Source organism: uncultured Sutterella sp. (genome assembly GCF_937923675.1).
In the GTDB taxonomy this organism is placed as follows: domain Bacteria; phylum Pseudomonadota; class Gammaproteobacteria; order Burkholderiales; family Burkholderiaceae_F; genus Sutterella.
Genome location: NZ_CALDXB010000082.1, coordinates 18,697 through 37,847 on the forward strand (window position 1 = coordinate 18,697; position 19,151 = coordinate 37,847).

Sequence of the window (19,151 nt, forward strand, 5' to 3'; positions counted from 1 at the left end):
TAACTGTAGCGAAAGGGACGGCACCCTGCGATGTCGTCCCTTTCAATTTTTTGCTTCAGAAATTTCCTGGAGCTTATTTCAGGCGATTACTTCTTGGCCTGGGCCTTGGCGGCAACAGCCTTTCTCAGGAGAGCGGCAGCGTCGCTCGCGGCCTTGGCGCTCTTCGCGAGACTGCGCGTGGCGAGTTCAGGATTGTGGAAGTACGCACCGTTGGCAGCCGTCCAGTATTCCCAGTTGACGTGAGCGGAGGCGTGGAGCTTTCTCGCTTCGTCGAGAGTCTTCTGGTCAACGCCGGCGGCGATCGCGAGATCAAAGGCGTCGAACATGTCGTTCATGCGGGATTCGGCCTCGCGGACCTTGCCTTCGAAGTGACCCTTCATCGCGTCGATCGCGAGATTCATCTGCTTCTCGGTCTTGTCCTTATGGCAGGTAAGGCACGTTTCCTTCATGTAGTGACGCGGCGAGGTAGCCCAGTGGAGGGTGTACATCTTGCCCGTCTTCTCGTCCTTCACCTTCGGCATATGGCAGGACTGGCAGGTGGCGCCCACCTTGTCATGCACGGAACCGAAGAACGTTTCCGCATCCGGATGCTGCATCTTGATGAGGGAGGCGCCCGTCACGTTGTGCTTGAAGTCGCGGAACGGAACCTTGTCGTAGTACTCCTCGATCTGATCGGCATTGACGAACGGGAAGAGGTTCGTCCAGCGGTTGTCGAAGCCGACCTTTTCGCCCGTCTTGCCGTTGAAGCCCGGGTTGCAGACGTATTCAACGTGGCACTGAGCGCACATGAGGTTCGCATCCGGACGTTCGAGGTAGCCCACCTTGCGGGTGAAGCCGCGCATGCCGAAGTCCTTCACGTCGACCTTGGTCGGATGAGCGGCAACGGACTTCCAGACGTTCGGAACATCCTTGTTGTCGCGGGTGACGGCGTCAATGAGCGCGTCGCGGATGATTCGCGGCTGAGCCGTATGCGGATCGTGGCAGAAGTTGCAGTTGAGCGCGTGGTTGACCTTGCGGACCACGTCTACGGGGTTCGAGCCGCGGCTGAAGGTGGCGCCCTCAACCTTGTCGCCCATGTAGGCCCAGTCGAGCATCAGGTCGGCCGACTTGCAGCTCCAGCAGACGCCGTTGCCGGCGGCAGCGGTGCCGGGCTTATGCGGCTTCTGAGCGTTGTTGTCCGGATAGTTGTCCTTGAGGACATCCCAGACCTTGTAGGACTTGCCGCCCTCGAGCGTGGTGTAGAGCCAGCCGTCCTTCGGCTCAAAGCGGCCGCCGAAGGCGCGGTCGACGATGAACTGGTCGATCGCCATCCAGGTGTGGGCGCGCGGAAGGTCGTGCTCCTTCGTGAAGCCGTGAGCGCCGAGCGCACGGTCGAAGAACGGGTCAGGCGCCGGGCCGTTGGCAGCCTTCTTCGACTGACGGGCGGGACGGCCTTCGTCCTTGTAGAGCGACGTGTACTGGGGCTGATGGCAGGCGCCGCAGTTGGCCGGATCCATGTTGACGGTCGGACGGGCCGAAGGCTTCTTCAGATGTTCGTCGAGGCCGGTATGGCACGACGTGCAGGCGACGTCCTTATGGGCGGCGCCGGCGTGGGCCTTGGTGATGTTCGAGTGGCAGACCGTGCAGTTGGCGAGATCTGCAGCGTTCGCGGCGGTGGAATACGCTCCGAGGGAGAGCATGGCGGCGGCGAGCGCGGTAAACATATGCTGAGACTTCATGGGGGTCTCCTTTCCTTGCGGATGGATTATTTCTCCCGGATTTACAAATCCGTGAAGAAAGTTGCTTTCTTTGTCTTATGAAAGGAATTGTATTTTTCCTTAATCGTTTCTTAAAGCTCCCTGAAGGGAGAGGCAAAGCCCCTGTTGAGAGCCATTCTCAACACCTTGAAATCCTAGAAAGACAGTTGTTTACAATCGTCCAATACGCACTTAATACCCCTTATGAGATAAATCAGCACCACCCCACCCGTACAAACCCTCCCTCCCGAAGGTTTGCATGCCGCCGCGAATCCCCTGAAAACAAAAAGCCCACAGAGCTTTGACCGCCGTCTTTCAAAAGGCATGCGGTCCGCGCTGCGGGCGGGGAAGTCGGGCGACTTCAGTTTTTCAGTCAGTCCTCGCCTTTTCTCGGCCAGGCGAGGATCCCCTTCTGCGTGGGAAGAATCGAAGGATCGAATTCCGGCTCTGCAATCCCCTCCGCCTTCTGGCGGAAGTAGTCCTTCTGGGCGATGAAGGCGTAGCGGCCGAGAAGAAGGATTGCGCCGAGGTTGAGCATCGCCATCAGGGCCATGAAGAGGTCCGCAAGACTCCAGACGAGGTCGAGGCTCGCCACGGCGCCGAAAAACACCATGCAGACCACGAGCGCGCGGTAGATCCAGACGGCGCCCTGAAAGCGGCTGATGAAGTCCATGTTCACTTCGCCGTAGAAGTAGTTCCCGATGATGGAGCTGAAGGCGAAGAAGAGAATCATCACGGTCATGAAGATGTTGGTCCAGGCACCGAGCTGCCCCGTGAGCGCATGCTGCGCGAGCTCAATGCCCGTGAGGCCGGAACCCTGCCAGTCGGGCGAGAGAAGCACGATCATGGCCGAGGCCGTGCAGACCATCAGGGTGTCGACGAAGACCCCGAGCGCCTGCACGAGGCCCTGCTTCACCGGGTGCGTCGCGTCGGCGGTGGCGGCGGCATTCGGCACCGACCCCATGCCGGCCTCGTTCGAAAAGAGCCCGCGCTTCACGCCCGTCATGACGGCAAGGCCGAAGCCCGCGCCCATGGCGGAATCAAAACTGAAGGCGCTTGTGACGATGAGCTTCAGAACATCGGGCACAAGCGAGATGTTCATGATGGTTACGATGAGCGCAACGAGAAGATAGGCGCCCGCCATCACCGGAACGAGCATCCCGACCACCTTCGCGATGCGGGTGAGGCCGCCGAAGATCACAAGCCCCGTCAGGACGGCGATGGCAAGACCCGTGTACCAGGGGTCGGCGCTCAGCGACGTCTTGAGCGAGAGTGCAATGGTATTCGACTGGACGCTGTTGAAGATGAGGCCGTAGGTGACTGCGAGGAGCACCGCAAAGAGCCACGCGAAGAAGGGAGAACCCAGCACGTTGCCGATGTAGTAGGCGGGGCCGCCCACGTAGCCTCCGCCCTTTCTCGGCGCCTTATAGATCTGCGCGAGCGTCGATTCGACGAACCCGGTGGCGGCGCCGAGAATGGCGATCACCCACATCCAAAAGACGGCGCCCGGGCCGCCCACAACGACCGCAATCGCAATGCCGGCGATGTTGCCGACGCCCACGCGCGAGGCCGTGGAGACGCAGAATGCCTGGAAGGTGGAAATGTGGCCTTCGCGGGCCTTATGCGCGGAGCCGTCGCCGAGAAGACGGAACATTTCGCCCACATGGCGAATCTGCACGAAGCCGGTCCTTGCCGTAAACCAGAGGCCGCATCCGACCAGAAGGATGATGAGAACGTAGGACCAGAGAACGTCGTTGATCGAACCGACAATGCTGCTGAGAAAATCCAATTGCGGAGTCCTCCAGAGGGAATGAACCCATTCAGGGTCAGGGAAAATTGAAGGCAAACGCTTAGGCTACCATTTTTGACGCCGCATTATTCGCGTCAAAGACCGTAAACAACAAAAAGCCGCGCCGGAATCGTTTTTCCGGAGCGCGGCCTTTTGTTTTCAAGTTCCTGAGAGACTTCGGAGATCTGGTATCAGAAGCCCGTGCCGATCTGGAACTGGAAGCGCTGCGTATCGTCGCCTTCCTGTTCGTTCAGCGGGAAGGCAATCGAGAACTTGAGCGGCCCGAGGGGCGAAATCCAGGCGACGCCGAAGCCCGTCGAGTAGCGCAGATCGCCGAAGTCGATCTTCTGGCGCTTGTAGTGGCCATACGCATCGCCTTCATAGCCCCAGGCATAACCGGTATCGAGGAAGCCGAAGATGCGCAGCGTTCTGTCGCCGCCCGGGAGCGGCGCGAGGATTTCGATGTTGCCCGTCAGCATGCGGTCGCCGCCGAGGTTGTCGCCGTCGTTGTCGACCGAATAGTCCTTCGGACCCAGCGTGCCGGATTCGAAGCCGCGCACCGAACCGATGCCGCCCACGTAGAAGTTCTTGAAGAACGGGAACTGATCGGTGCTGCCGTAGACGTCGCCCCAGCCCACTTCGCCGTTGAAGGCCAGCGTCCACGTGCGTGAGAGCGGAATGAAGTGCTGGTACTGGTAGGTCGCCTTGTAGTACTGAATGTCGAAGCCCGGCAGTCCGAATTCGCCCGAGAAGCGCTGGTAGACGCCGCGGGTCGGCGCGAGCGAGTTGTCGCGGCTGTCGCGCGACCAGCCGGCAGTGAGCGCCACGCTGATCGGGTTGTCGCCGAACTGGTCGACGTAGTTCTGATAGCGCCTCGGCGAATTGCGGTTGGTGTCCACCGTGGTGGATTCCATGCGGGTGCCCAAGAAAATGCGGTCGAGTTCCGTGAACGGGATGCCCCAGCTCACGCCCGCACCGTACGTTTCGTACTTCACGTCGGCAACGTCGAGCTCTTCAAGGTCGACGCGGCGGTCGTAGATTTCGTACGAACGGCTCACGCCTTCGGGCGTGACGTAGGGCTCGACGACGGAGAGTGCGTACGTGCGCTGCGACTTCGAGGTATTCACGTCGACCGAGACCGAATTGCCGGTACCGAAGACGTTGTTCTGCGCGAAGCCCGCCGAAAGAATGATGCCTTCCGAGGTGGAGTAGCCGGCGCCCAGGGAAATCGAGCCCGTCGGACGTTCCTTCACGTTCACTTCAAGGTCGACCTGGTCGCGGGTGCCCGGAACGGGCTTGGGTTCTGCCGTTACGGTCTCAAAGTAGCCGAGACGGTCGATGCGGTCGCGCGAAAGCTTCACCTTGTCGCTGTCGAACCAGGCGGCTTCGTACTGGCGCACTTCGCGGCGGATCACTTCGTCGCGCGTGCGGTTGTTGCCCGTAATGTTGACGCGGCGCACGTAGGCGCGGCGGCCTGGGTCAATCGTGTAGACGATGTCGACGGTGCGCTTTTCCGGATCCGAGATCGGATTGGGATTGGCGCTCGCAAAGGCGTAGCCGAGCGTGGAAAGCTTGTCCGTAATGGCGGTCGAAACGTCCTTCACGGCCTGGGCGTTGTAGATGTCGCCTTCCTTCAGGGTCACGAGGGCGTTCAGCTGATCATCAAGCCCGAGCATGTCGCCCTGGAGCTTCGCCGAACGGATCGTGTACTTTTCGCCTTCGGTCAGGTTGATCGTGATGTAGACGTCGGACTTGTTCGGGGCAATCGAAACCTGAACCGAGTCGATCCGGAAGTCGAGGTAGCCCTGATTCATGTAGAAGGAGCGGATCGTCTCAAGGTCGGCCGCTAGCTTCTCGCGCGAATAGAGGTCGCGCTTCGTGTACCAGGAGAACCAGTTCGGGGTCCCGAGCTGCATGAGATCAAGGAGATCGTCCGAATCAAAGAGCGAATTCCCGGTGAAGCGGATCGAGGCGATCGAGGATGCGGAGCCTTCATCCACATTGATGGTGATGCGGACGCGGTTGCGTTCAAGCGGCGTCACCGTCGTCGTCACATTCGCGCCGTAATAGCCGCGGGCGAGGTACTGGCGTCTCAGCTCCTGGTCGGCGCGCTCAAGAATCGCGTGGTCGAAAATGCGGCCTTCAGCCATGCCGACATCGCGCAGGCTCTTCTCAACGGCTTCCTTGTCGAACGCCTTGATGCCGTGCGTTTCAATCGTCGCCACGGCCGGGCGCTCCATCACGCGGACCACGACCACGTCGCCGTCCTGCGAGAGCGTCACGTCGCGGAAAAGTCCCGACTGGTAGAGAGAATGAATGGCGCGCACGCCCTTTTCAGCCGTGTAGTCCTCGCCGGCGCGGAAAGGCAGGTGGGAGAAGACCGTGCCGGGTTCTGTTCTCGTCAGGCCTTCAACACGGATATCCGAGATGACGAAGGCCGAAGCCGATCCGGCGAAAAGAAAGGCGGCAGTGATGCCGGCCGCCAGGCGGTTGAGTTGATGGAGCTGCAAAACGAACTCTCTCTTCTTTCGAAACGGTATGAGGGCCGGGCGTTCGGCCTGAAGGCTCGCGCTTGCGTCGCATTGAAGCCCGCTCGCGGGAACCCGATCAAAAATCGGCTCTAAGGTTACCACAAGGGACTTGTAGGCCCCAAGCACCCGGGCTATTCGAAATGGGTTGCAGAAAACATGAAAAGCGCTCAGCTTCCGAGCCTTCCGACATCGTTCACCGTGACGTAAACGGCGAGGAGTATCAGAAGCGCCATGCTGACGGCGCCCAGCTTTTCCCGGACGCCCCGCGGAATATCCCGCCCCATGACGGCCTCGATGCCGAGGATCACGAGCTGTCCGCCGTCCAGTGCCGGAATCGGAATCAGATTCATGAAGCCGATCGCAATCGAAATGAGGGCAAGGAACTCAAGGAAGGCCGAGAGGCCCGCAGTCAGGGCGCTCCCTGCCATGCCGGCGATGCCGACGGGGCCCGAAAGATTCTCCGTACTCAGCTCGCCCTTGGCCATATCGCCCACGGCTTCCGCCTGGAAGCGCGTGAGGCCGATCACCTTGTCGACAGCGATCGAAAGGGATTCAATCGGGCCGCGGCGAACCGTCACGCGCTCGACGCCCTCGGCAAAGCGCAGATCCGCCTTGCCCGAAACGGCGCCGGTCTTTTGATCCGTCTCGGCCCTCGGCGTCATCGTGAGACGGCGCACGGGCGCATCCTCGGAAGCGAGGCTCTGCACCTCGAGCTCAAGGGGTTTTCCGGCATGCGTGCGGATCATCGAGGCGAAGGTCTGGAAATCCGAGGGTTCGCCGTTGATCCGGAGAATCATGTCGCCGGCCTTGAGTCCTGCCGACGCGGCCGGGCCGCCCTTAATGGCGTCGACCACCAGAACGCCCTTGCCCGCGAGCATGAAGCCGAGCTTCGGCAAGATGAGGCCCTTCGTCTTCGTGGCGTCTTCGAGCGTCACGCCCGTGAGGTCGAAGTGCCGAACGAAGGGCTCGCCCTTTCGCTCGAATTCAATCCGGACATCCGGCCGCCCCGTCTGCTCGAGAAGCGTCGCGTTGAAGTCCGTGAGGCCCGAAACAGGGCGGCCCGCCACCGCAGTAACGCGGTCCATGCGCTCAATTCCCTGCTCCGCCGCCTGAGAGTTGGGGGCAGCCGTCACATAGGGTGCAAGGTCGGAAACGCCGATCGCGCCCGAAGCCGTGAAGAGCGCCACGGCGAGAACGAAATTCATGAGGGGGCCGGCTGCGATCACGATGGCGCGGCGCCAGCGGGGCCCCGTTTCAAAAAGCATCCCCTTGACGGGCGTGCCGTCCTCGCGCTTTTCCTCTTCCTCAAAGGCAACGTAGCCGCCGATCGGAAGGAGCGAAATCGCAAATTCCGTGTCCCAGGCGTTCTTTCTCCAGACAACCTTTCCCATGCCGATGGAAAAGCGCCTCACGGCAAACCCGAGCCACTTGGCGGCAAGGTAGTGGCCGCCCTCGTGAATAAGCACAACGACGCCGATCGTGAGAAGAAAGCCCACGACGGAGAGGAGTACTGATAACGATCCCATGCTTCAAATTTCCTTTAACGGCGCGCTGCCATGAATTCCGCCGTACGGCGTCGGGCTTCGGCATCGACCGCAAGGATCTCTTCTGCCGAAGTCGGAGCTGAGGCTTCGAACGATCGCGTCATCGCCGTCACCACATCGAAAATTCCCGTGAAGGGAAGCTTCCGATCGAGGAAGGCGGCTACCGCCACTTCGTTCGCCGCATTCATCACGATCGAGGCGATGCCGCCTTTTCTCAGCGATTCGCGCGCAAGCCCGAGGAGCGGGAATGTTTCCGCGTCGGGGGCTTCGAAGGTGAGTTTCCCGAGCTTTGCGAGATTAAGCCGTTCCGTTCCGCTCGCGATTCTTTCGGGCCAGCTCATGGCGACCGCGATCGGGGTCTTCATGTCGGGCGTGCCGAGTTCGGCCATCACAGCGCCGTCAGAAAACTCCACCATCGAATGAATGATCGATTCGGGGTGGACGAGAACGTCAATCCGGTCTTCGGGGAAGCCGAAGAGCCACGAGGCTTCAATGATTTCGAGCCCCTTATTCATGAGGGTGGCGCTGTCGACGCTGATCTTCCGGCCCATGCTCCAGCGCGGGTGCTTCACGGCCATTTCGGGCGTGATCCCCGAGAGGTCGCGCCGCCCGCGGAAGGGGCCGCCCGAGGCGGTGAGGATGATCCTCGCATCCTTCTTCATCTTTTCGTCGGCGGCGGCAAGGCACTGGAAGACCGCGCTGTGTTCGCTGTCAACAGGGAGAAGCTCGGCGCCGTTTTCCGCAATCGTCTTCATGAGAAGCGCGCCGCCGCAGACGACGCTCTCCTTATTGGCGAGCATGAGGCGCTTCCCGGCCATGGCCGCTGCAAAGGTGGGCGCAACGCCAGCCGCCCCCACGATTGCCTGCAGCACTGCATCGGCTTCCGGGTCCTCGGCGAGCGCTCGGACGGCTGCCGCGCCCGCATGCGCTTCGACGTCCTTCAGTCCGGCACTGGAAAGCGCCTCCTGAAGATCCCTGAATTTCGACTCATCCGCAATGACGACGTGCTTCGGATGAACGTTCCCTGCGATTTCAACGAGTTCCGCAACGCGGCTGCCGCCCGCGATGGAATGGATGCGGTAGCGGTCGGGGTGCAGCGCCGCCACGGCAAGCGCCGAGCGTCCGATGCTGCCTGTTGCACCGAGGAGTGCGATGTTCTGCATGTCTCTAATCCGTTTTTTTGGTTTTTTATTCTTTTCTAATCCGTCAGACTCTTCGCTTAAGCCGGATCACTGCAATTTCAGAGGGCACGCCCACGCGGATCGGGAATCCGTTCCAGAGGCCCGAGCCCGGATGCACGTAAAGGAGCGCCCCTTCGGGACTCCGGTAGAATCCGCGCACGTAAGTTCCGTTCATGATGGCGACCGCCCGGTCCATGCCGATGATCTGGCCGCCGTGCGTGTGGCCCGAAAGCTGGAGCGCAAATTCGGCGTTCGCGCGGTAGCGCGGGAACATCTTAGGCTGATGCGCCATCAGAATGCGGGGAACCGCCCTGGGGTCGGGAGCGCCGGCAAAGGTCTTCCGGGCATCCGGGAGCTCCCTGCCGAAGCGCTCGGCCATCGGGTCGCAGACGCCGCCGAGGCAGAGCCTCGCGGGCTTGCCGTCATTCCCCTCAACTTCCAAAACGGCATGTTCGTTTCTCAGAACGCGGATCCCGAGTTCGGCGAACTTCTTCTCCCACCTCGGGTAGTCGCCGTAGTGCTCGTGGTTGCCGTCGCACCCCCAGACGCCGTAGCGGGCCCTGAATTTCGCAAAGGGCGCAATGTCCCTTTCGCGCCGCTCGACCGCGCCGTCGACGAAGTCGCCCGTGATGAGAATGAGCTTCGGGTTAAGCGCATTGACGCGCTCAACGAGGGCTTCTGAATGAGGTTCCGTCAGAAGGGCCGAGCAGTGGGTGTCGGAAAGCTGAACGAATTCGAAGCCCTCGAGCTCGGGCGGAAGATCCGGAATTTTTGCCGTGTGGTAGCGCACCTCCGGCACTTCAATGCCCTTTTTGATGCCGAAGGCTGCAAGCCCGACGCTCAGGGCGCCCAAGCCGATCGCCGCGCGCTTATCCTGCTGCACGGCCTGGTGGAGCTTTTCGCCTGAGCGCCCCGCGAGGACGGAAAAGAAGATGACGACTTCCCTCAGAAGCGTGAAGACCGTGAGAAAGAGAAGCACCGCCTCGCCGAAATTCCCCGCGATCAGCACCGCTCTCGGGAGTTCGGGCGAAAGAAGGCCCCCGAAGAAGAGCGTCGTGACGGTGGAAAAAAGCGAAATTGCGACGATGACGAGCGCAAGCGCCCATTTTGCGCCTCGGCCCATTCTGAGCGGGAGCACGAAGCGCCAGAGCACCCAGAGGGCCATGATCAGATGAAAGACGGCAAAACGCATGTTTCAAGCAGAAGCGGGACGAATGAGGGAGAAAGGCGGAATGAGGGATTCTCCCGCCTTGTCTGGAATTGCGCCCCAAGATTAACGGGAAAGCGGGAAATTGAAGCGGAATGAGGAGCCCTCGGAAAGAGACTTTTGTATCGTTTTCTTTCGGGCTTCTGCCGACTCTGCACGCTAAACCGCTTCCTCTTCCTGCCGGTCCACCAGAGCTTCGCCCATGGTGATGCGGGCGAGTTCGCCTTCAAGCTTTCCGGCATTCGCCTCCGGAACGAGGAGCTCGTAGGAGGCATCGAACCGGTAGTCTGAAGAGACAATGACGACGCCGAGCTGCCGCACAAGGTTCTGGAAAGTCCCGTCAAAGGCCGGATCCATCGAGACCACATAGCGCACGAGCACCTCCCGCTCCCGCGTAGGGACGGTTTCGAGCCCGAGCTTCGCGGTCCCCTGATAGGCCCGCACGAGCCCGCCGGTGCCTAAGAGTATCCCGCCGAAATAGCGGGTGACGACAACGACGACTTCGCCGATGCCGCTGTGAAGCACGGCCGTCAGCATCGGCCGGCCGGCCGTGCCCTTGGGCTCCCCATCGTCGCTCGCGCCAACCTGCGCGGTCGATCCGGGCGCGCCCGCGTTGAACGCCCAGCAGTTGTGCGTCGCCTGCGCGTGCTCCGTACGGATTTGTTCGATGAAGGCGTGCGCGGCTTCGGGCGAAGCCGCACGCGCGACGCTCACGATGAAGCGCGAGCGCCGGATGGTGTCCTCGGTTCGATGAAAGCTTCCCGGAGGAAGATCAGGAACGGGGTAGAGCTCTGTCATGCCTGAAGGTCAGAAGAGAAGCACGGCAAGCATCATCCAGGTCGCCGCCGGGATCACCGGCATGGAGCTGTCCATGCGGTCGAAGAACCCGCCGTGACCGGGAAGGAGATTGGACGAATCCTTGATCCCCGCGAGGCGCTTCAGCATCGACTCGAAGAGGTCGCCCGCGATCGAAAGCGCAATCAGGATCGCCAGGATCACAACGCCCCAGCCGAAGCCCGCACGCTCGAAGATGAAGTTCGTGAAGACCACCTTCTGGTCGCAGAACCAGTAGCAAAGGAGGAAGAAGACGATCACGATCACGTAGGCGCCGATCACGCCTTCCCAGGTCTTCTTGGGCGAAATCGCCGGGCAGAGCTTGTGCTTGCCCCAGGCGCGGCCGCAGAAGTAGGCGCAGATGTCCGCGCCCCAGATGATGAGCATCACCGAGAGAACCAGCACCCAGGTGCCCTGCTCGTTGAGCCAGAGGAAGGAAAGATAGGCCGCAGGAACAAAGACCACTGCCGAAAGGAGGCACTGGAAAACGTTCACCTTGAAGCCGCTCTCGCGATGGAAGAGCTCAAGGAAGAAGATCACGAACCAGGCGATCATTACGACGCCGTTCACGATGAAGAGGAACCAGTCCATCTTCGGGAGCGCCCCCGCCCAGTAGAGCGAAAACTGCGTGATCATCTCAATCGCGGCAATCAGAGCGGCCGGAACGGGGCCGAGGTTGCCGATTCTCAGCCACTCGTAGAGCGCGAGGCCGAAGGCAATCGCCATCACTCCGGCAAACCAGAGGGGTCCTGCCCAGATGGCGAGAAGCAGGATGAGAAAGAGCACGGACGCAGTGGCAATGCGAAGCGACAGCATCTTGGAGGACCTTTGAGTAAGAAAAATCAGCCGGAAGAACGCTTCCTTCCGGGAACGGGGTCTTATCGTTTCCCGCGATTTTACTGAATCCGGGAGAATCTCTTCCTTAAGTCCCTGCCCTATTGAGGCGAAAAGAGCTTCCGTGCCGTTCTGGCAGCGGAAGCTCTGAAACACAAACCCGCTCTGCTCTTCCGGACCCCGCCCGTAATGGAGTCCGGAATTGAGAGACTTGGCTTGAGGTTAGAAGTTCCAGTTGAAGCCGGTCATGAGCTCCGAAGCATCTCCCTTATAGTTGCCGTTTGTCTTGGCAAGGGACTTGGCGTTGCCGTGGCCCATCGAATGGGTAGCGGCCACATAGAACCAGACCGTTTTGGCAAGCTTGTACTCATAAGCGGCCGCGACGACCGTGCGCTGGAAGTCAAGATCGCTCTCGCCGGCATATTCGCCGTCAAAGTACTGAGCACCCAGAATCACCTTGTGCTGACCGGTCACATAATCGGTACCAAGGAGCAGGCTGTAGCCCGAAACGCCTTCTTCAGCGAGGGCCGGAGCATTTTCCTCGGCATCTTCAACAGACTTGAACCAGCTGCCGCCAAGGTTTGCCATGGAAATGCCGCCGCCCGTACGGAAATTTTCCTGCCACTGAGCAGCCGCCCAGATGCGAGCCTCAGGCGTGACGCGGAACCAGCCGCCGATGCCGTAGAGCTGCGCGTCCTTGATATCCTGACGGACGGACTTGGCCTTGGCCGTATCCTTATCGGCACCAATCTTCACGCTGGCAACATGACTCTGCGTGATATTGGCAAAAGCCGTCGAAACAAAGAAGTTTTCACCCTGGTAGCTGAGCGCTGCAGCCAAAGTGTGATTGCGGTCGGTGTAGGCCTCCGTGTCGTCCGACGAGTCGCCGAGCGAATAGGTGACGCCGCCCTTCCAGCCGGAGAAGTTCGGCGACACCCAGGTGATGCCGTTGTTCACGCGGCTCGAATTGGCAAAAGTGGAACCGATGGATGCCTGGCTGTAGGACGTTCCGAACGGGTCCCACTTCGCCATGCCAAGCGCATAGGGCGCCATGGTCGAATGCACCGTGCCCATTCTGCCGAAGCCTACTTCACCCCAGGTCTTGGATTCCAGAGCCAGAATCGAACGGCGGTTGAAAAGCTGGCCGGACGTATCCAGATTGCCGTCGTCAAGCGTGAAGCCGTTCTCAAGATAAGCCTTCGCCTTGAGGCCGTTGCCGATGTCTTCAGTAACGTTGAAGCCGATGCGGTTGTGCGCGCGGTTGCCGGATTCCATCTTGAGCGTATCGTCGCCGTGCTTGACCGACGTATAGCGCAGACCCGCGTCAACGCGGCCGTAAATCTGCACATCCGCAGCTGCAGCAGTTCCGGCGGCAGCCAGAGAGGCAAGAGCGAGCGCCAGGCATGTCTTTTTCATTTTTCTTTCTCCTTAGTGGGAAATTGATGTCTGGAAGAGGCCGGCTCCTCCAGACGAACAGGTCAAATCAAAGTTTCTTTTGTTGAGTGAGTTCGCGGAAACGCCGGATAGATGCCAGCGCTCCCTTCATGCAGCCCTGCCAGAAGCCGGGATCTTCTGCGTTTTGATTGAAGTGAGTCCCGATGATCTCATCCACGGTCATGCGTCCTGTATCGCGAAGCATCGCCTTGTAGAACTGCATGAAGTCGTCTCCCCGGCGATCCAGTTCGGTGAGAAGCCCCTGCGACAAGAGGTAGCCCACCGTGTACGGGTAGTTGTAGATGAGCTGATCAGTTTTGTAGTAGTGAAGCTTGTAGGCCCAGAGATAGTCGTCAGCTTCCTCTGTCGAATCTCCGTACCATTCGCGCCAGGCCTCGCGCATGAGCTCAATGCAGCGATCTGCCGACACAAGCCCGGAGCGGCGCTCCTCAAGGAACTTCAGCTCGAACTCCATCCTCACCATCGTGTTCATGAGGAAATTGGCGGCGCTTCGCAGCTCCTGCCAGAGCATTCCGAATGCTTCACGGTCATCTGCCCGGGCGAGGAGGTACCTGCGGATTAAGGCTTCATTGAAGGTGCTTGCCGTTTCCGTAAGCGTCATCGGAAATTCAGTCAGGATCGCAGGCATGTCGCGCATCACCCAGTAGTGATAAGCATGACCGAGCTCATGCCCCTGCTGAAGCACCGTCGTGAGCGTCCCCATGTAGGACGTGAAGACTCTCGGCATGCGGAACTCATTCATGCGCGAATAAAAGGCTCCGCCGATCTTGTTGTCGGAAACGACTGCGTCAACCCAATGCTTTTCAAGCATCATGTCGATGAATCCGGCCATCTCCGGATCAACGCTCCCGAGCGCCTTCTTCACAATTTCAATGCCGTCGCGGTAAGGAATAAGCTGCGGCACCCGGCTGTCCTTTTCGGGCGCAGGCGCCATGAGGTCGAATACAGCCAGCTTCTCGCTGCCGAAAAACGGCGCACGCAGCAGGACGCTCTCGCGCACAAGGTCAATCTCGGAAAGAATGGCCTTGCGCATTGCTTTAAGCGCGCCTTCGCTCATGCGGTTCTGGGCGAGAGAAACAGCAAGCGGCGTTGTCCCTGCGCGCTCAAAAGCAGTCAGGCGGAAGCCGTGAAGTTCATTGAGGAGCCCCGCATAAAGCCCCTTGCGTTCTCCATAGCTCTTCACAAGACCGGCATGGACGGAATCTCTCAGCACGCGGTCCGGCGCTCCCTTGATCACTGCAACCAGTTTGGCCGCTCGGATGCGTTCCTCGGTTCCGTCCGATCGCCTTGCGGTAAAGTCGACGCCCTTCTGAAATTCCTTGAAGAGGTCGCCCATCGGGGTAAAGCAGCGAACTTCAAAGTGTTCGAGCCACTCGCGATCCGAAGGGGATAATTTCGACTTCCAGTCATGCATCCGCTCGCGCAGCACAAAGCTCCAGTCCGAGAGCGGACGTTCGTTCCAAAGAGGGCTCTCCGCGGCAAGCGAGGCGATCGCGGCGAAGAGCTTTCCTGCAGCGACATCCAGCTGAGCAGAAATCTCCGTGAGTCTTCCCTTTGCTGCAGAAACGCGGCCGTCTTCAGCATTCTTGGCGCCAAGACACTTCACGAAGCTCGTGAGCGAGGAAATACGCTCCCATGCATCGGAATACATGCCGAGACGCTCCTGGATTTCCGCTTCGGGACACTCGCCGAGCTGAGCGAGCTTTTCAGCTGCCGCATGAGCCTCCCGGAGGCTTTCCTCATAACGGGCGGAACCAATGTCGCCATAGGCGTCCTCCATGGTCCACTCCGGGCCTCCGAGGATTTGATTAATGTCGGTTTTTGTCATTTTTTACTGAGCCGCCCTATCAGACCGCAAGCCAGAAAACAAAGATGTGATGGAAGATGAGGCCTGCGATGCAAGGCACGGATGCGCGCTTCACGAGTTCAATCGGGCTCATGTTGAGCATGGCAGCAATCGCCACCACAACGCCGGCAACCGGCGACAACGGACGGGCGATCGTTGATGCCTGATGCATCGGCAGAACGAGCGTAACGGGATTGACGCCCATATCGCGGGCAATCTTCGGCACCATCTCTACGAGCGGGTAGAAGGAAGCGCCGTTGGAACCCGCAATAATCGTGACGAGCGTCGTGATCACCACAAAGAGAATCGACATGCCGACAGCTCCGGCGCCGACCGAGGAAGCAAGGCCGACAATCGCATCCAGCATGCCGAGAGCCTTGAAGCCTTCCGCAAAGACGCCTGCTGCAATAACAAGCGCCACCACGCCGGACAGAGCCTTGCCCATCGCCTGGAGGCAGGCCTTCAGACCATCGCCGATTTTCTTGGAGTCGAACTTCCAGCGCAGCGTTTCGCAGAACATGCCGATCACGATCGAAAGGATCATGAGCGCGGAAATGTCGAGCTTGATCCAATCAATGCAATAGCGCGAGAACACGACGACGAGGATCATCGGCAGGAAGGGAAGAATGGCGTAGAACTTCGGCGCGGCTGTAGAGGGACGCTTTACGTCCTCAGCGAAGGTGAGCGTTTCCCCAAGGTGCTCTGAAGGCTTCCAGCCTTCGCGCGCATCGAGCCACTTCTGCCAGAACACATGTGCAATGCCCATGACGAGAACTGTCGGAAGCCCCGCCGGAATCTTGTACATGAAGACATAGTCAAGGACGGACAGCTCGCAGGCTTTGGAAGCCGCTGCAGTTGAACCGCCGAGAAGCACCAGGGAAGCAGCGCCCGAAGTAACGAATACGGCGCCGATGGCCTTCTTGTTCATGCCGAGCGCGGCAAGCGCCGGTCCCATGAGTGCAAGACAGAGGACGCCGAGCCCCACGGCCGAGGTAATCACCATCGACACAGCCTTTCCCAGAAGGAAGGCAATGAAGACCAGCGCATAGGGAGACTTGATGAATGAAAGCGGCTTGATCGCAATATTGACGAATGCGTCGTTCGCTCCGATATGCGTCATGTAGGACGCAAAGCCCACCATGGTCATAATGAGCAAACCGAGGCCGGCAAGGCGGGTCGAAAACATGTAGCGGATGAATTCGATCACATTCAGATAATCATTGCCGGTCGCAAGCGCCTTTTTCGGCATGAATGTGCCCGTGTCGAAGATGATGGACAGTACGAGCATGGCTGCACCGCTCGCAAAAAGGACTAGAGGAGCGTATTTGCCCTTGATGATTGCCCATCCGACGACTACGAGCATTGCGCAGCCAATAAGGATGCCTGTCATGATGTTGGGTCCCTGTGGTTAGTAATTCTTCTTGGTCCGGAGACCCCCCTCCAGGCGCCTCCTGAAGCTATTCTCTTTAGAGATCGTCAGGAATCTTCGGGTTTATCGGGAAGCTCAGTGCGTTTTCTGCGGTTATTCCTTACCTCTCAAAAGGTATGCCCGCTTGATTACATCCGCCGAACGTTCCCTTAGCTGCTCAGGATTCAGTTGTTATTCGGGTTAACACCATGATTACCAAGAACAAACCCCTACTTTCTTCAGGAATTGCTCCCGTCAGTGAGAAAGACTTTCCTGCGATGCATTCAATCCTCGCTTCCCAGAAGCTTCCGCAATGGCCGCATGCCTCCACTTCATCCGTTCGGTCAGAAAGCTTTGAGGCTCTTCTCTCAAGCCTCTGCATGGTCAAAAAGGCCATGGCGGCGGCCATCCCGAAAAATCAGGGTGAGCTGACGCCCGACGCTGCTAACGAAATCCTTCGTCTCTACGGCAGAGCCTACGATCTTGGGACGTCGCTCCTCACCCTTTGCCGTGCTCATGCAGGACTATCACCCACAGCGACGGACACCGGCGCCGCCCGAGCTGAAGTCCTCGGAATTCTGGTCGAAATCAGAAACTATGCCGAGCCGTCCTTTCAGGTGATCCGGAATCTGGAAGGTAATGAGCCTGTTTTTGCGCGCACGCCGGAGCTGAAGATCTGGAAGCGCATTTTTGACTCAGAGCCCTCGCTCGCAGATGGTCTGCCGTCTGCACTCGGCAGCTACACGGCAGAACTCGAAACCGCCGTGCTCAGCCCGCTCTCAAACCTTTTCACTCATCTCATGAGTCCCATGACGCTGGAAGTCCGGACTCAGTCTGGGGAGACGCGAACGCAGGGCTTCGGTTCAAGCATAGCCGTCATGAAAACCTCCGACGATCCCGAATTGAGGCGCACCACATTCAATGCCATGAATGCCTGGCTTGCGTCCCATGGGTCCGCCATCGCCGACCTGCTGAATGCCATTACGGGATTCCGCATAACCGTTCTGAAGGCAGCCGGCGCAGACCTGCTGGAGCGCGCAACACGTTCTGAACGCGTCAGTCTGCAAAGCTATCGCGCCATGTTTGATGCCATTGAAATGCGTCTCGGACGCCTGCGGCAGACTGTAGAAATCCGGCAGAACCGAATCGGCAAAGGCCCGATGCGGGTCTCCAATATCCTAGCTCCCGCTCCGGAAAGCTTCTATGCCGAAGGGCGGCCTTATGCCCGCACGCTCACCGATTTAATCCGCGCTTTGGAATCGATCGATAAAGGATTCATACCATTCCTCGAATCGCTTCACAGCCGCAGACAGATTGACTGCCGTCCTCTTCCGCAGAATTCGGGCGGCACCTGGTGCGATGATCTTCCAGCTCTCGATGAGGTCCGCATTCTCGCCAACTATCGTCCGACGCTTGCAGGCTCACTTGCGCTCTCGCATTTGTTCGGCGTGGCGCGACATCGATCGCTCATGCATCGGGCCCCTTCGGCAAGCCGCTTCTTCCCGCTTTCCGTAACCGAAATAGCCGGCAGCTTTTATGAGGCCATCTTCACGCATCATCTTCTGACAGAAGCAGTCTCCCCCATCGAGAGGGTATCTGTCCGCTGGCAGGCGCTCACCCGCATCGGAAACCTGCTTCTCACGCTCCCCGCTCGGCATCGTCTTCTGCTCTCCATCCTTCGGGAGCGTAGTGAAGCGGTTTTGCCTGTCAGTCGACTCAATCAGCTTTCTGATGATGCCTGGCGGCACTACTACGGGAATACAACAGCCGAAACCGACCGCTACCTCTGGGCCTACAAGCAGCACTTTTACCGCATGAAGCCGATCTTCTACGATTGGCAGTACACATTCGGCTTTCTCATTGCGGCCAAACTCGCGCGCGAGTTCCTCACTTATGGAAAAAGCGCCTGCAATCTCAATATCGAAGAAATGTGGCTCGAAAGCGGAAGCATGTCCACTGAAGACTGGGTATTGCGCCACACGGGGGACAACATACGCAGCGTTGACTTCTGGCTCTCCGCCATTGATGCCGTCCTTGAACCCTTTCTCAGTACTGAGGAATCTTCGGGTTAGCTTCACCCGATTTCGCGCAGCTGCTCGCTCGTCATCCCGAAGCGACGCTCGCGCCCGATGTACCAGTTGAGCGCGTCGTCGAGCGCTGCCGCATCGAAGTCGGGCCACAGCGTATCCGTGAAGTAGAGCTCGGCATAGGCTGCCTGCCAGAGGAGGAAATTCGAAATGCGCCTTTCCCCGCCGGTGCGGATCAAAAGATCCACCTCGCCGTCGTCATGCGCGGAAAGCCGCTTTTCAATGCCTTCGAGCGTGAGGTCGCCCGCAGCGGCAGCGGCCTGCGCGGCCTGAAGCGCATCCCAGCGGCCGCCGTAATTGGCTGCAATATTGAGATGCATGCGGCTCCCCGGGGCAGTGGTCTTCTCGGCATGGTCGATCGCGCGCTGAAGGTCTTCCGAGAAAGCCCTCCGGTCCCCGATGATGCGGATGCTGACGCCCGCCTTCAGGAGCGGCTCTTCCCAGCGGGCAAGGGCCGTCGCGAAGATCTTCATGAGGGCGGCGACTTCCGCCGCTGGGCGGCGCCAGTTTTCGCTCGAAAAGGCAAAAACGGTAAGCGCCCGGATGCCGAGGCGCACCGACGCCTCCACCACGCGCTCGAGCGCGAGCACCCCCTGGCGATGGCCTTCCGCACGCGGCAGAAACCGCGATCTCGCCCAGCGGCCGTTGCCGTCCATGATGATCGCAATGTGTCCGGGCAGATGAGGAAGGTCGGCCATG

At 59.6% G+C, this 19,151-nt stretch carries 13 protein-coding genes; 1 reads left to right on the top strand and 12 read right to left on the bottom strand.

The window, feature by feature from the left end; all coding sequences use genetic code 11:
* Nucleotides 1-86: 86 nt before the first annotated feature.
* From Q0106_RS08825 to dcuC, 11 genes are all read right to left on the bottom strand, one after another.
* Nucleotides 87-1,718, bottom strand: a complete 1,632-nt coding sequence (locus tag Q0106_RS08825) for an ammonia-forming cytochrome c nitrite reductase subunit c552 (RefSeq protein WP_297611729.1) — start codon at nucleotides 1,716-1,718, stop codon at nucleotides 87-89.
* A 391-nt stretch (nucleotides 1,719-2,109) separates the two neighbouring features.
* Nucleotides 2,110-3,525: an alanine/glycine:cation symporter family protein gene (locus Q0106_RS08830; protein WP_297611732.1), complete on the bottom strand. Its 1,416-nt coding sequence runs from the start codon at nucleotides 3,523-3,525 to the stop codon at nucleotides 2,110-2,112.
* Nucleotides 3,526-3,716: 191 nt separating this feature from the next.
* Nucleotides 3,717-6,035 (bottom strand): outer membrane protein assembly factor BamA, encoded by a 2,319-nt coding sequence (bamA, locus tag Q0106_RS08835; RefSeq protein WP_297611735.1) that lies wholly within the window; start codon nucleotides 6,033-6,035, stop codon nucleotides 3,717-3,719.
* Nucleotides 6,036-6,223: 188 nt separating this feature from the next.
* Nucleotides 6,224-7,582, bottom strand: a complete 1,359-nt coding sequence (rseP, locus tag Q0106_RS08840) for an RIP metalloprotease RseP (protein ID WP_297611738.1) — start codon at nucleotides 7,580-7,582, stop codon at nucleotides 6,224-6,226.
* 14 nt (nucleotides 7,583-7,596) lie between these two features.
* Complete coding sequence (gene dxr, locus Q0106_RS08845) at nucleotides 7,597-8,763, bottom strand: 1-deoxy-D-xylulose-5-phosphate reductoisomerase (RefSeq protein WP_297611741.1); 1,167 nt, start codon at nucleotides 8,761-8,763, stop codon at nucleotides 7,597-7,599.
* A 43-nt stretch (nucleotides 8,764-8,806) separates the two neighbouring features.
* A complete protein-coding gene (locus Q0106_RS08850) occupies nucleotides 8,807-9,973 on the bottom strand; it encodes a metallophosphoesterase (protein ID WP_297611744.1) in 1,167 nt (388 codons plus the stop codon).
* Between the two features lie 174 nt (nucleotides 9,974-10,147).
* On the bottom strand, nucleotides 10,148-10,786 hold the full coding sequence (locus Q0106_RS08855) for a YigZ family protein (protein ID WP_297611747.1): 639 nt from the start codon (nucleotides 10,784-10,786) through the stop codon (nucleotides 10,148-10,150).
* Nucleotides 10,787-10,795: 9 nt separating this feature from the next.
* Nucleotides 10,796-11,638: a phosphatidate cytidylyltransferase gene (locus Q0106_RS08860; RefSeq protein WP_297611750.1), complete on the bottom strand. Its 843-nt coding sequence runs from the start codon at nucleotides 11,636-11,638 to the stop codon at nucleotides 10,796-10,798.
* A 240-nt stretch (nucleotides 11,639-11,878) separates the two neighbouring features.
* Complete coding sequence (locus Q0106_RS08865) at nucleotides 11,879-13,072, bottom strand: porin (protein ID WP_297611753.1); 1,194 nt, start codon at nucleotides 13,070-13,072, stop codon at nucleotides 11,879-11,881.
* Nucleotides 13,073-13,139: 67 nt separating this feature from the next.
* On the bottom strand, nucleotides 13,140-14,891 hold the full coding sequence (locus Q0106_RS08870) for a M3 family metallopeptidase (RefSeq protein WP_297611756.1): 1,752 nt from the start codon (nucleotides 14,889-14,891) through the stop codon (nucleotides 13,140-13,142).
* Nucleotides 14,892-14,958: 67 nt separating this feature from the next.
* Complete coding sequence (gene dcuC, locus Q0106_RS08875; RefSeq protein ID WP_297611759.1) at nucleotides 14,959-16,347, bottom strand: C4-dicarboxylate transporter DcuC; 1,389 nt, start codon at nucleotides 16,345-16,347, stop codon at nucleotides 14,959-14,961.
* Nucleotides 16,348-16,643: 296 nt separating this feature from the next.
* On the opposite strand from dcuC, the gene Q0106_RS08880 reads away from it, so the two are divergent.
* Nucleotides 16,644-18,437: a hypothetical protein gene (locus Q0106_RS08880; protein WP_297611762.1), complete on the top strand. Its 1,794-nt coding sequence runs from the start codon at nucleotides 16,644-16,646 to the stop codon at nucleotides 18,435-18,437.
* Between the two features lie 2 nt (nucleotides 18,438-18,439).
* Here Q0106_RS08880 and uppS read toward each other — a convergent pair whose 3' ends face one another.
* Nucleotides 18,440-19,150, bottom strand: coding sequence for a polyprenyl diphosphate synthase (gene uppS / locus Q0106_RS08885; RefSeq protein WP_297611765.1), 711 nt, complete (start codon nucleotides 19,148-19,150; stop codon nucleotides 18,440-18,442).
* Between the last annotated feature and the right edge of the window lies 1 nt (nucleotide 19,151).

Coding starts and splice junctions, on each gene's coding strand:
- Q0106_RS08865 (WP_297611753.1), bottom strand. CDS start 13,072: ATGAAAAAGACATGCCTGGCGCTCGCTCTTGCCTCTCTGGCTGCCGCC.
- rseP (WP_297611738.1), bottom strand. CDS start 7,582: ATGGGATCGTTATCAGTACTCCTCTCCGTCGTGGGCTTTCTTCTCACG.
- uppS (WP_297611765.1), bottom strand. CDS start 19,150: ATGGCCGACCTTCCTCATCTGCCCGGACACATTGCGATCATCATGGAC.
- dxr (WP_297611741.1), bottom strand. CDS start 8,763: ATGCAGAACATCGCACTCCTCGGTGCAACAGGCAGCATCGGACGCTCG.
- Q0106_RS08880 (WP_297611762.1), top strand. CDS start 16,644: ATGCATTCAATCCTCGCTTCCCAGAAGCTTCCGCAATGGCCGCATGCC.
- Q0106_RS08870 (WP_297611756.1), bottom strand. CDS start 14,891: ATGGAGGACGCCTATGGCGACATTGGTTCCGCCCGTTATGAGGAAAGC.
- Q0106_RS08850 (WP_297611744.1), bottom strand. CDS start 9,973: ATGCGTTTTGCCGTCTTTCATCTGATCATGGCCCTCTGGGTGCTCTGG.
- dcuC (WP_297611759.1), bottom strand. CDS start 16,347: ATGACAGGCATCCTTATTGGCTGCGCAATGCTCGTAGTCGTCGGATGG.
- Q0106_RS08855 (WP_297611747.1), bottom strand. CDS start 10,786: ATGACAGAGCTCTACCCCGTTCCTGATCTTCCTCCGGGAAGCTTTCAT.
- Q0106_RS08860 (WP_297611750.1), bottom strand. CDS start 11,638: ATGCTGTCGCTTCGCATTGCCACTGCGTCCGTGCTCTTTCTCATCCTG.
- Q0106_RS08825 (WP_297611729.1), bottom strand. CDS start 1,718: ATGAAGTCTCAGCATATGTTTACCGCGCTCGCCGCCGCCATGCTCTCC.